Source organism: Sutcliffiella sp. NPDC057660 (assembly GCF_042800035.1).
Taxonomy (GTDB): Bacteria; Bacillota; Bacilli; order Bacillales; family Bacillaceae_I; genus Sutcliffiella_A.
In genome coordinates, this window is sequence record NZ_JBHVHV010000008.1 from 1 (window position 1) to 13,377 (window position 13,377).

The 13,377-nt window shown below is 44.3% G+C and carries 12 protein-coding genes; all 12 read left to right on the forward strand.

All coding sequences use genetic code 11. The annotated features are described in order from the left end of the window. Positions 1-334 precede the first annotated feature (334 nt). The 12 genes from ACFVAD_RS10260 (at position 335) to ACFVAD_RS10315 (ending at position 13,376) form a co-directional block, all read left to right on the forward strand. Positions 335-1,339: an ABC transporter substrate binding protein gene (locus ACFVAD_RS10260; RefSeq protein WP_386639126.1), complete on the forward strand. Its 1,005-nt coding sequence runs from the start codon at positions 335-337 to the stop codon at positions 1,337-1,339. Between the two features lie 76 nt (positions 1,340-1,415). Next, positions 1,416-2,438 (forward strand): ABC transporter permease, encoded by a 1,023-nt coding sequence (locus tag ACFVAD_RS10265; protein ID WP_386639129.1) that lies wholly within the window; start codon positions 1,416-1,418, stop codon positions 2,436-2,438. After that, a complete protein-coding gene (locus ACFVAD_RS10270; RefSeq protein ID WP_386639131.1) occupies positions 2,416-3,210 on the forward strand; it encodes an ABC transporter ATP-binding protein in 795 nt (264 codons plus the stop codon). Before ACFVAD_RS10265 ends, ACFVAD_RS10270 begins: the two co-directional genes overlap by 23 nt. Positions 3,211-3,415: 205 nt before the next feature. Next, the gene (locus ACFVAD_RS10275) at positions 3,416-3,805 is read left to right on the forward strand and encodes a thioesterase family protein (protein WP_386639132.1); all 390 of its coding nucleotides are present in this window, start codon (positions 3,416-3,418) and stop codon (positions 3,803-3,805) included. A gap of 70 nt (positions 3,806-3,875) precedes the next feature. Then, complete coding sequence (locus ACFVAD_RS10280) at positions 3,876-4,982, forward strand: Leu/Phe/Val dehydrogenase (protein ID WP_386639656.1); 1,107 nt, start codon at positions 3,876-3,878, stop codon at positions 4,980-4,982. A gap of 18 nt (positions 4,983-5,000) precedes the next feature. Continuing rightward, a complete protein-coding gene (gene pdhA / locus ACFVAD_RS10285; RefSeq protein ID WP_386639134.1) occupies positions 5,001-6,071 on the forward strand; it encodes a pyruvate dehydrogenase (acetyl-transferring) E1 component subunit alpha in 1,071 nt (356 codons plus the stop codon). After that, the gene (locus tag ACFVAD_RS10290) at positions 6,068-7,063 is read left to right on the forward strand and encodes an alpha-ketoacid dehydrogenase subunit beta (protein ID WP_386639136.1); all 996 of its coding nucleotides are present in this window, start codon (positions 6,068-6,070) and stop codon (positions 7,061-7,063) included. The genes pdhA and ACFVAD_RS10290 overlap by 4 nt, the downstream gene beginning before the upstream one ends. A gap of 17 nt (positions 7,064-7,080) precedes the next feature. Then, the gene (locus ACFVAD_RS10295; protein ID WP_386639139.1) at positions 7,081-8,334 is read left to right on the forward strand and encodes a dihydrolipoamide acetyltransferase family protein; all 1,254 of its coding nucleotides are present in this window, start codon (positions 7,081-7,083) and stop codon (positions 8,332-8,334) included. 1 nt (position 8,335) lies between these two features. Beyond that, positions 8,336-9,769, forward strand: coding sequence for a dihydrolipoyl dehydrogenase family protein (locus ACFVAD_RS10300; protein ID WP_386639142.1), 1,434 nt, complete (start codon positions 8,336-8,338; stop codon positions 9,767-9,769). Between the two features lie 120 nt (positions 9,770-9,889). After that, positions 9,890-11,008, forward strand: a complete 1,119-nt coding sequence (gene hppD, locus ACFVAD_RS10305) for a 4-hydroxyphenylpyruvate dioxygenase (protein ID WP_386639144.1) — start codon at positions 9,890-9,892, stop codon at positions 11,006-11,008. A 638-nt stretch (positions 11,009-11,646) separates the two neighbouring features. Next, positions 11,647-12,762, forward strand: a complete 1,116-nt coding sequence (gene hisC / locus ACFVAD_RS10310; protein WP_386639146.1) for a histidinol-phosphate transaminase — start codon at positions 11,647-11,649, stop codon at positions 12,760-12,762. Then, a complete protein-coding gene (locus ACFVAD_RS10315; protein WP_386639149.1) occupies positions 12,759-13,376 on the forward strand; it encodes a flavin reductase family protein in 618 nt (205 codons plus the stop codon). Before hisC ends, ACFVAD_RS10315 begins: the two co-directional genes overlap by 4 nt. Position 13,377 lies beyond the last annotated feature (1 nt).

Consider the following 13,377-nt stretch of genomic DNA (forward strand, 5'->3'; position numbering starts at 1 on the left):
TCCTGTTTGTGATGGAATCATGCGAAGAGCGAAGAATGTCCCAAGTGAATAAGCCTCACTTGGGACGTAAAAGAGTCGCGTTAGCGATTTTGTTCTTCTGAAATAAAAAAGGGTTTTTGACATATATGGCGTATTTATCTTAAAATAATATAATATATAAAATTTTTAGAATATATTGACATTATAAAAAATGGAGTGTTAATATAACGTTGAAAAAACGAATCTCTCTTTTAGCATGATAGAATACATAATCTGTTAATGCTTGGTTATTCAGGGTTTACTAGCTTGTAATAATTTCATTTTGCAAGCTTTATAAAATATAAGGGGGATATTTATGAAAAAGTTTCGATTGAAATCAGCATTGGCACTAACGGCAAGCTTCATGTTATTGGCTGGGTGCGGATCAAATTCCACAAGCACAGGCGATAAGGAAGAGAAACAGGTCGTCATCGGTGTAACTCAGATTGTGGAACATCCTTCCTTGGATGCTGCTTTTGCAGGGTTTAAGAGAGCACTTGAGGAAAACGGCTACAAAGAAGGCGAGAATGTAAAGTTTGATGTTCAGATAGCACAAGGGGAAATGAGTAACAGCCAAACGATCGCACAGAATTTTGTAGCGGATGAAGTGGATCTGATTTTTGCCAACTCCACTCCAAGTGCGCAAAGTGCGCTTCAGGCAACAAAAGACATTCCAATCGTATTCACCTCTGTGACTGATCCTGTTGGCGCAGAATTGGTGGCGTCCTTTGACAAGCCAGGAGACAACATTACGGGAACTTCCGATACTCACCCGGATGCACTTTCAAGTACTGTTGATTTTATGACTGGTGAAATCGGGGCGAAATCCATTGGGATGCTTTACAATGCCGGTGAACAAAACTCTGTTGTGCAAGTAGAAGCTTTGAAAGAACTTGTGGAAGCAAAGGGTGCGAAATTGGTGGAAGCATCCGTTTCAAACTCAGCTGAGGTGAAGCAGGCTGCAGAATCCTTCATCGGACGTGTAGATGCCATCTATATCCCAACTGATAATACTGTTGTTTCTGCTTTCCAGACTGTAGTTGGTGTGGCAAATGACGAGCAGATTCCATTGTTTGCAGGTGAGCTTGATTCCATGAAGCTTGGAGCCGTAGCCGCCAGCGGATTCAGCTATGAGGATCTTGGATATGAAACAGGCCTGATGGCTGTGAAGATTCTGAAAGGAGAGAAGAAAGCATCTGAAATCCCTGTATCCTATCCACAGAACCTGAAGCTTGTCATCAATACAAAAGCTGCTGAAGCACAAGGTGTGGAAGTGAAGGATGCATGGACGGAAATCGCCGAATTCTTTGACGGTAAATAATTTGTAGGCTCTTTTTTGTAAAGTTTGTTGCTGCGAAAAGAGCAAATTTTTAAGACAACAAGGAGATGATTCTAACATGAGTATTGCAATTTTCAGTTCAGTCGAATTAGGAATCATCTACGCAATCATGGCCCTAGGGGTATATTTATCCTTTAGGGTCCTTGATTTTCCGGACCTTACCGTAGATGGTAGCTTTGTAACTGGGGCAGCGGTTGCTGCAACAATGATTGTAAACGGTTCTAACCCGATATTGGCTACGGTCGTTGCGATGCTTGCTGGATTTGTAGCAGGTTGTATCACCGGGGCCTTACATACTTTAGGTAGAATAAATGCGTTATTATCAGGAATTCTGATGATGATAGCCTTGTACTCCATCAACCTGCGTATCATGGGTAGGTCGAACGTTCCCATGTTGAATACGGAGACTTTCTTTACAAAGCTTCGTACCTGGTGGGAGGGGACAGGCATCGATCCACTCATCAATAATGCTTTTGCCTCCGTCGGGTTAGGGGCATTCGTTCCAAGGACCTGGGGTGTCATCTTTGTCATGATCATCGTAACGCTCGCAATCAAGTTCATTACGGATTGGTTCCTTAAGACGGAAATTGGCCTTGCGATAAGAGCTACCGGTGACAATAAGCGAATGATTCGCAGCTTTTCGGCAAATACAAATGGCCTTGTCATCCTGGGGCTAGGGGTGTCAAATGCAATGGTCGCATTTTCCGGTGCGCTGATTGCCCAGCATGGAGGATTTGCCGATGTGGGAATGGGTATCGGGATGATTATTATCGGACTTGCCTCCGTCATCATCGGAGAAGCCCTCTTCGGAACAAAAACAATTGCAAGAACCACACTTGCTGTTATCGGTGGGGCGATCATCTACCGGATCGTCGTAACACTTGCACTACGTGTAGATTTTCTGGAAACAGGAGATATGAAAATCATCACTGCTACTATCGTTATCATTGCGCTTGTTGCACCTAAAATAATGGATGCCTATAAGGAAAGAAAGCGGAAACGGCAAAAAATGCTGAAGCTGCAAACTTTACATGCAACCAGAGGAAAGGGTGATGAGCGTGCTACACTTAACTCAGATTAACAAAGTGTTCAACGAGGGTACTTTAGATGAGAAAAATGCTTTGGATCATGTGAATCTTTCCTTGAATAAGGGTGATTTTGTCACCATCATCGGAAGCAACGGTGCCGGAAAGTCAACCCTGATGAATATGATTTCAGGAGTGCTGACACCTGACACAGGAACTGTCGAGATCGATGGGAAAAATGTCACCTTCATGTCTGAGCATAAACGCGCAAGATATATCGGCAGAGTGTTCCAAGATCCCATGGCAGGAACGGCACCGTCCATGACAATCGAGGAAAATCTGGCAATGGCATATTCGCGAAACAGAACACGCACCTTCAGACGTGGAGTTTCCAAGCAAAGAAGAACGTACTTTAAAGAAGTACTGGAAACGCTCCATCTTGGATTGGAAAACCGTTTAACAGCTAAGGTCGGTCTGTTATCAGGAGGGGAAAGACAAGCCCTCTCCCTGCTGATGGCTACTTTTACAGAGCCTTCCATCCTTCTGCTTGATGAGCATACTGCTGCACTCGATCCATCCCGTGCAGAGCTTATCACGAACATCACCAAGGAGATTGTGGCTGAAAAAGGGCTGACCACACTTATGGTGACGCATAATATGCAGCAGGCACTCGATCTTGGGAACCGCCTGATCATGATGGATAAGGGGCAGATCATCCTTGAAGTCGGAGAAGAAGAAAAGAAAACATTGACCATCGAACGACTGCTTCAGGAGTTCCAAAGAATACGCGGCGAGCAGATGTCTAATGACCGTGCACTTCTGAGTTAAGGTTAGACAAAGATTAAGAATTCACCGGGACACATTATGTGTTCCGGTTTTTTCGTCTCTCATGGATAAGGGGAACCATGTAACCTGATATCCAATTATCAAAATGAAGTGATTATTTACAAAATTTCTACAATTCATTGACGGTTTATTTAACGAAATGTTATTATAGCGTTGAATAAACGTTATACGTTTTGAGGTGAAGATATTGAAGCCTGGCTTAAAGGAAGGCACTCAAAAGAGTCTGACAGTCAAAGTTACGCCCTCCATGTTTGCGCAATTCGAAGGGAAAGTGGTTCACCCCGTCTATTCCACGGCCACCATGGTCTATCATATGGAATGGGTCTCTCGTCAGATCATTCTACCCTTTTTGGAAGAGGAGGAAGAGGGGATGGGAGCGGAGGTTTCCGTTAAACACCTCTCGCCTGCAATTGACGGGACAGAATTGGTTTTGGAGGCAAAAGTGATCAGCTTGAACCGGAATGGCATTCTGACTGAAGTCACCGTGAAAGCGGGGAAAAGAATTGTTGGAACAGGGGAAGTAAAGCAGGCTGTACTGCCAAAAAGCAAGATAAATAGAATAATAGGGCAAGACTAAACAAGAATATTAGATAAAAAGGGTGGTCGTGTTGACAAAATTGAAAACGCTTACTTCTGAAGTGGGGGGAATGGATATGTTCGACAAAATCCAGAATCATCAGCAGGTGGTCTTCTGTAATGATCCTGATACAGGTTTAAAAGCAATTATCGCCATACATAACACAACATTGGGACCAGCTCTCGGAGGATGTCGCATGCAGCCTTATCAATCTGTTGACGCGGCACTTTTTGATGTATTACGCCTTTCTAAAGGGATGACATATAAATGTGCAGCTGCTGATGTGGATTTTGGCGGAGGCAAGGCGGTCATCATCGGGGATCCCAAAAGGGACAAATCCCCTGAACTATTCCGTGCATTCGGACAGTTTGTCGAGTCGCTGAATGGCCGCTTCTATACAGGAACCGATATGGGAACGTCCCCTGAGGATTTTGTTCATTCCTTAAAAGAAACAAACTGCATTGTCGGGGTGGATGAAGTATACGGCGGCAGCGGCGATTCATCGGTGCCGACAGCTCAGGGCGTCATCTACGGAATTGAAGCAACCAACCTGACTGTATGGGGCTCCAAAAATCTATACGGCAAAAGCTATGCGATCCAGGGGCTTGGGAAAGTCGGGGCAAAAGTTGCTGAGCAGCTTCTACAGACAGGTGCTGACCTTTATGTTTCAGATATCAATGAGTATGCAATCAATCAATTGGTCACTAAAGCAAAAGAGATTGGAGCAGGAATCAAAGTGGTAGGCGGCGATGAAATCTATTCTGTGGAAGCAGATGTCTTTGTGCCGTGTGCGCTTGGGGGCATCATCAATGATCATACAGTGGAACAACTGAAAGTGAAGGCTGTAGTGGGGTCTGCGAACAATCAGCTGATTGAAAACCATCATGGTGCGATGCTACAGGAGAAAGGGATTCTTTATGCACCTGATTATATTGTAAACGCGGGTGGTCTCATCCAAGTGGCTGATGAGCTATATGAGCCTAATAAAGAAAGAGTTCTGAGAAAAACGAAAGCCATCTATAATTCATTGATGGATGTATATAAAGAAGCCGAAAAAATGAATATTACGACAGTGGAAGCTGCCAACAATTTCTGTGAACAGCGCCTGGCGGACCGTACACGCCGAAACAGCTTTTTCACCCATTCAAAACGTCCTAAATGGTCTGTGCGAGTTTAATAGATGGAGGGAAATGGGATGGAGAATCAATTTCCGATAAAAGTATTGATGGATGAGAACGGAAATCTTACAGATGAGAACTACTCATCAAAAATAACCAAAGAACTGACAGAAAATTTTTATAAAAATATGTTGCGGATCCGTACATTTGATAAAAAGGCAATCAGTCTTCAGCGACAGGGAAGAATTGGAACATATGCCCCTTTTGAGGGACAGGAAGCATCACAGGTTGGAAGTGCTCTTGCTTTAAATCAAGAAGACTGGCTGTTTCCATCTTACCGCGACCATGGAGCAACAATGACATTCGGTCATTCCTTGCGAAATATCCTGCTCTTTTGGAATGGCAGAAATGAAGGATGTATTCCAGCAGAAGGCAAAAAGGTGTTTCCGCCGGGAATCCCTATCGCCACTCAGCTCCCACATGCAGTTGGAGCGGCATACGCCGAGAAAAGAAAAGGAACAAAGAATGCCAGTATCGTCTATTTTGGTGATGGAGCGACATCAGAGGGTGATTTTCACGAAGGCTTGAACTTTGCAAGCGTCCTTCAGGCTCCAGTCGTATTTTTCAATCAGAACAATGGATATGCCATTTCTGTACCCTTGTCAAAACAGATGAAAACCGCAACTATTGCGCAGAAAGCCTTGGCCTATGACATACCTGGCCAACGGATCGACGGCAATGATATTTTTGCGGTATATTTCCTCACACTTGAAGCATTGGACCGGGCACGAAATGGGGAAGGACCTACCCTGATTGAAGCGGTAACATGGAGATATGGCGCCCATACCACTGCAGATGATCCGACCAAATATAGAAACCAGCAGGAAAGTGACGAAAGAAGAGGAACGAAAGATCCCATACTTCGCCTGGAGCGATTCATGAAAAATAGAGGCTGGTTCAATGAAGAAGAGAAATCCGTATGGCTTGACGAAATTTCAGAGGAAATAGACAGCGCTATATCAGAAATGGAACGCTTCCCTAAAGCGGATCCTGCAGACATGTTTGACCATGTCTTTGAAAAGCCAACCTGGGGAATACAGCAGCAAAAACAAGACCTTCTTCAAGTGTTAAGGGGTGAAACCAGATGAAAACGGCAATTAAAACGAATACCTTGACAATGGTCCAGGCAATTACAGACGGATTGGATACCATGTTGGGAACGGATGAGAACGTTGTGCTGATGGGGGAGGATATCGGCGTCAACGGGGGAGTGTTCCGTGCAACAGAGGGACTGCAGGCGAAATTCGGGGAAGACCGCGTGATGGATACCCCTTTGAGTGAAGCCGGATTTATCGGAGCCGCGATTGGAATGGCTATCAACGGTTTCAGACCGGTGGTGGAAATTCAGTTCCTTGGATTCATCTATCCAGCCTATGAGCAGATTATGACACATGCTTCGAGACTCCGTGCCAGAACGATGGGGCATTATACCGCGCCGATGGTAATACGGGCCCCCTATGGCGCAGGAGTTAGAGCACCAGAAATTCATTCGGACTCGACGGAAGCTCTTTTTACGCATATGCCCGGAATCAAAGTGGTTTGCCCATCCAATCCCTATGATGCAAAAGGTCTTTTGATCTCTGCAATCGAAGACCCGGACCCGGTCCTGTTTTTGGAGCCGATGCGCTGCTATCGCTCGCAAAGAGAGGAAGTACCGGAAGGAAAGTATACAGTGGAGATCGGAAAAGGCAAGATTTGCAAGGAAGGCGACGATGTTACTGTCATAGCCTGGGGTGCAATGATCCCCGTTGCCATGCAGGCAGCAAAAGAAATGGAACAAAAGGGAGTGGGCTGTGAGGTAATCGATCTTCGAAGCCTATACCCGATTGATAAGGATATCATTTCCGAGTCCGTCCAGAAAACGGGAAGGACAGTCATTATTCATGAAGCACATGCTGCTACAAGTGTCAGCGGGGACGTGATTGCCATCATCAACGAAACATCCTTCCTGTATCAAAAGGCTCCAGTTGAGCGGGTAACAGGGTTTGATGTACCGGTACCTTATTTCGGTTTTGAGGATTATTATTTGCCTACAAGCAAACGGGTTGTGGCAGCCATAGAAAAAGTGATGAAGTTTTAGGCTTTGGAGGTGCAGTGATGATAGAAGTGAAGCTACATGATATAGGCGAGGGCATGACTCAGGCAGATGTATTGGCACTCTTCGTCAAACCAGGAGACCGGGTGAACCCTGATGAGCCATTGGTCGAGGTTCAGACTGATAAGATGACAGCGGAAATTCCTGCTCCCTATGCCGGAGTGATCAAAGAGGTGAAGGTGGAGGTCGGCGAGACGATTTCAGTGGGAACGACGATCTTTCTCCTGGAAAGAGTGGCACATGAAAGTGAAGCGGAGGTTGCATCTGCAGTTGAGGCTCCTTCGGTATCAGAAACCACAAACCAAGACGAAGAAACAACAGTACATGCAGTGGCATCTGGTAAAGAAAAGTCCAAGACCAGACGTACAATGGCATCCCCATATACTAGAAAGCTTGCCAGGGAAAATGGGATAGACATTGAAATGGTCACAGGAACTGGTCCTGCTGGGAGGATAACTGATGAAGATGTACTAAGCTTCGGAACAGAGAAGAAAATCCAACAAGAATTGCCTCTGAAGTCAACGAAGCAGAAAACGGTGGGAAAAAATCTAACAGAAGCCAAATCTACTACCATTCCTTTTAAAGGAAGAAGAAAGCAGATTGCCGCCAAAATGTCTCAATCCCTTTTAACCATTCCTCATTGCACCCACTTTGAAGAAGTGGATGTAACGAACATATTGGAGATGCGTGAGTTTTGGAAAAAGCGTAATGTAAGTGTTTCTGCGACCGCACTTTTTGTGAAGGCCATCAGCATTTCATTAAAGGAATACCCTATTTTCAACGCACGTCTTAATGAGGAAAAAGCCCTAATTGAGCTGCACGGGGAGCATCATATCGGAGTGGCCATCGATACCGAAGAAGGCCTGATTGTGCCTGTTGTAAGAAACGTGGAAAAGAAGTCGCTGCTAGCTATTCATAATGAGCTGAAGGAACTAACTGTAAAAGCACAGGAAAACAGGCTTACTAGTGGCGAAATGACAGGGAGTACATTCACGATAAGTAATGTCGGTCCATTAGGGGGAAGCATCGGAGCAACACCGATCATCAATCAGCCGGAGGTGGGATTGATTTCCTTCCATAAAACGAAAAAGAGGCCTGTCGTAAATGATCAGGATGAGATCGTCATCAGGTCCATGATGAACATTTCCATGAGCTTTGACCATCGTGTGGCAGATGGTGCAACCGCTGTAGCTTTCACAAACAGACTGACAGAATTGCTGGAAGAGCCAAAACTATTATTGCTGGAGTTGGTCTAATATGGTAGTTGGAGAACTGACGCAGGAACGGGACCTCGTCATCATAGGTGCCGGGCCAGGGGGATATCATGCCGCCATTCGTGCAGCCCAGCTAGGCTTGCAGGTTACCCTGATAGAAAAAGGGGAAATGGGTGGCTTGTGCCTGAATGAAGGGTGTATCCCGTCCAAGGTACATACAGCAGCAGCACAAAACCTGCATCGCTTGACCGGCATGAAAAGCATGGGCTTCCAATTCAAAGATACAACTTTCGATATGGCGACCTTGCAGGAGTATAAGAATGCCACAATCAAGCAGTTGAAGCAGGGAATCGAAGCACTTTGTAAAGCAAATGAAATAGAGGTATTAAAAGGCGATGCGATGTTTCTTTCTCCTGACAAAATAGGGGTGGAAAACGGCCATCAGTATGATACCTACACTTTTAAACATGCAATCATTGCTGCCGGTAGAGAAAAAAGACCACTATTAAAAATAGAAGGCAATTACTTGACCATAACAACATTATGGAAACTAGATGAAGTGCCTGCCTCTCTACTTTTGTATGGGAATGACGATTTCACGCTGGAAGCCGCCATGTGCTTCCGAAAACTGGGATCAGAAGTGACACTGATCTTTCCTGAAAATGAAAAGGACTTCACTTTTGATGATTCCATCAATAAAGAGCTCACGCGGCAATTCAAAAAACAGAAAATCAAACTGATTAAAGATGTCAAAGTAAAGAGCACCAATTATTTCGATAAAAACTGGGAAATGGACATACAAGATGCGGAAGGAAAAACGCAGACTTTGATGAGTACCCATTTATATGTTGCATCTCAGCCGGGAGGAACATCGGATGGATTAGGTGTAAGTAGAGCTGGTATCCTATTGCATGATAGCGGGGCTGTAAAAGTGAATCACAAATGCCAGACATCCGTTGATCACATCTATGCAATCGGGGATATTACAGAAGGACCTTCTCTTGCTGTGAAAGCGATCAAACAAGCAAAAGTTGCAGCAGAAAGCATTGCAGGCTTCCAATCAGAGATAGATCTCAATTACTTACCCAGAGTTCTGCATACGATTCCTCCCATCGCATCGGTCGGTTTTACTGAAGAACAGGCAAAAGATGCGGGCTATGAAATTGCAATCGGGGAATCGGCATTCAGGACCAACGGGTATGCATCCATCCTTGGGCAGAAGGATGGCCTCATCAAAACAATCAGTGAAGCAGGAACAGAGCTGATTCTTGGGGTCCACATGATGGGAGAGGGTGCAATCGAACTCATTTCTTCAGGGATTGTGGCACTCGAAATGGTAGGAAGGGAAGAAGATCTGCTTTTCCCATTGTTTCCACATCCGAGCCTTAATGAAAATTTCCTTGAGTCCCTTGAGGATCTATCAAACAAAGCGATACACAAGCCGCCGTCAGTCAAGAACAGCAAGGTCACGGTGTAAAATACTTTTGCACGTCAAAGCATTCTAGCTTTAAATGGGACTCTTGCAAGCGTACTGAATTATCCATTATATTAATTTCAGAATAAAAATATTTTTCAATTTATTTATGGAGGGGTCAAAATGAACGTAGAAAAAGCGATGCAAAACCAACCACTGACGGAAGATTTCTTTCCTGTAAGAGATGTCGATTACTTGGAAATCTATACAGGAAATGCAAAACAGGCCGCCCATTTTTTCACCACTGCATTCGGTTTTGAACCAATCGCATATTCCGGTCTTGAAACAGGCAACAGGGAGAATGTCTCCTACGTTTTGAAACAGCGTAATGTGCGTCTAGTTATTTCCGGTTCTCTCAAGCAGGATACAAGAATATCTGAGTTTGTAAAAAAACATGGAGACGGCGTAAAGGATATCGCCCTTTTGGTGGACGATGTTGAAAAGGCTTACAATACCGCCGTTGAAAGAGGCGCTATTGCATTGCAACCTCCACAGGAACTGACAGATGAGCAAGGAAGCATCAAAAAAGCTGTCATCGGTACATATGGCGATACAATCCATACCCTTGTGGAGAGAAAGAATTATTCCGGTGTATTCATGCCAGGTTTTAGAACTTATAAAAACTCCACTCCAGTAAAGGATGCAGGAATCATCGGCATCGACCATGTAGTTGGGAATGTTGAGAGCATGGAGGAATGGGTTGCTTATTACGAAAAAGTGATGGGCTTCAAGGAAATGACTCATTTTACAGATAAGGATATCAACACGGAGTATTCTGCATTGATGTCAAAAGTGATGCACAATGGCGGTCGGATCAAGTTTCCAATCAATGAGCCTGCAGAAGGAAAAAGAAAATCCCAAATCGAGGAGTATCTTGAATTCTATAATGGCGCAGGAGTTCAGCATATTGCCATACTTACGGAAGACATCGTACAAACGGTCAGCAAGCTGAAGGAGAACGGCGTGGAATTTCTGAACACACCTGATACGTATTATGAAATGCTATCCGAACGAGTCGGAGAGATCGATGAAGAGATTGCCAAGCTTCGTGAATTGAGCATCCTGGTTGATCGGGATGACGAAGGCTATCTGCTTCAGATTTTCACCAAGCCGATTGTGGATAGACCGACTCTATTCATAGAAGTGATTCAGCGCAAAGGTGCCAAAGGGTTTGGAGAAGGAAACTTCAAGGCTTTGTTTGAATCCATCGAAAGAGAACAGGAACTAAGAGGAAATCTATAAGATTGGCTCTTTATGAAAATTTGTTGCTTTTGAATTAGGCTAGGCTAAAGATTAGATTTTAACATTAAACACCCTGTTGGTCTCCGCTCCAGGCGTTCGCTTATCCATGGCGGCCTCGGGAGCCTCCTCGGTGCTGCGCACCTGCGGGGTCTCCCTTGACACGCTGCTCCCGCAGGACAAGGAAGGCTGCGGCAGCGATACATCGCACGAAGAAAATGCTCGCATTTTCGAGGAGTCTCACACCTTGCACTCCAACCAACAGGGGTGACCGATAGTATAAATTTTCCTTACTAAAGATGAAAAAATGCATTTTATCAAAATTTTTGATTTCAATAGCGAATTTAATTTGTTTTAAGGCTCTTCCTAAAAGCAAATAATGTTTAACTCGTGAGTTGATTGTAGCGGAGGACACTTGACTCCTGCGGGAGAGTAGAGGGCATGGGAGACCCCACAGGCGAAGCCGAGGAGGCTCCCATCCGTCCCCGGGGAATCTTGTGTCCGGAGCGGAAATCAACGGGCAATATTAGATGGATACATCTTTCTAAAAAGCAACAATGTTTGTGAATACAGCCTTAAGATTATATAAGCTTCACGAAAAAAGGAGGTATCCAGCCCTCCTTTTTTTAAAAGGGGGATAAATGATGGCAGTGAAAGTGAAGAGCAGGGAAATTCTACAGATGGTGACTGCCTATCCATTGGGAAAAAGTGTCTTCGATCTGCAAAAAGAAATGGGTTTGCCAAGCATCATCAATTTATCGGAAATTGAAAATGTCTTTGGGTGTTCCCCAAAAGTGAAAAACCATCTGACACATCAACTTGATCATTTATTTACATACCCGGACGGATCGGCGAGATTGCTTACAACCAAATTGGCGGAATTTCTGAACGTAAAAAGTGATCAGCTTTTCATCGGAAATGGTTCCGATGAAATCATCCGTCTTTTATTAAGGGCTTTTCTGAATGCAGGGGATGAAGCTGTTATGGCGGAAATCACCTTTCCAAGGTATAAAACCAATGTAACCATTGAAGGAGGCCGACCAGTTCTGGTCCCACTGATTGAAGGAACACATGATCTGGATAGGATGCTTGCAAGCATTACGGAGAATACCAAGCTTATTTTCGTTTGCAATCCCAACAATCCCACTGGGACGATTGTGGAGAAAAAGAAGTTGGAGGATTTTATTGCAAAGGTCCCTGAACATATATTGATTGTACTTGATGAAGCGTATTACGAATATGCAACAAGTGAGGAGTATCTTCAGTCTGTTCCATTCTTAAAGAAATTCAGTAATCTGGTGATTCTGCGGACGTTTTCAAAAGTCTATGGACTTGCTGGTCTAAGAATCGGTTATGGAATGATGGATTCCTATATTGCTGCGGAACTGAACAAGGTCAAAGAGGTATTCAATGTGAACCAGCTTGCCCAGGCTGCAGCTATTGTGGCGCTTGAGGATCAGGGTTTCCGATTGGAATGTGTGGAAAGAAATGAAGAGGGAAAGCATTTATTGGAATCCGAGCTTACCAAGATGGGATACTCTTACTTCCATACTCAGGCCAATTTCATGATGATTCACACCGGACAGCCTGGTGACATTGTATGCAGGGAGTTGTTGAAGCATGGTCTCCTTGTTAAATCCGGAGCTGCACTTGGGTACCCAGATGCAATTAGGGTTACCATCAGTTCCATGCAGGACAATCACTATTTTATCAAATGCCTCAAAAATATCGAAAATAGGAATGGTGGGGTTTCATGAATGTTCAACCAAGCAGTCTTGAATGGAAAGATGCCTATAAATTATTAGTCGGTTCCATCTTACCAAGACCCATAGCCCTTGTTTCCTCTATTAATAAAGAAGGAATAGCAAACATTGCACCTTTCAGTTTCTTTACTGCCATATGTGCAGATCCGATGCTAGTCTGTTTTTCCCCGATGAGAAGAGGTGGTGACGGTGCAAAAAAAGACACTCTCGAAAACATTGAGGCAACAAGGGAGTTTGTCATCAATATCGTTAGTGAAGAAATGGTGGAAAAAATGAATATCACAGCCACTGAATTTCCAAGTGAAGTGGATGAGTTTCATGAGTCTGGTTTTACAAAAGAGGATAGTCACTTGATTTCATCGCCAAGAGTGAAGGAAAGCGGTGTTCAGCTTGAGTGTACCTTACATGAAGTGTTGCATTTCGGAGAGGAAGCAGGTGCAGGAAGTTTGGTGATCGGGAAAGTCGAAATGGTACATATCGCGGATGCTCTATATTATGATGGCAAGATTGATACAAAGAAACTGAATCCTGTCGGAAGAATGGCAGGTAATATGTACTCCAGGGCAACTAGTGATATGTTTGAGCTAATCCGCAAAAGAGGCGATTAAC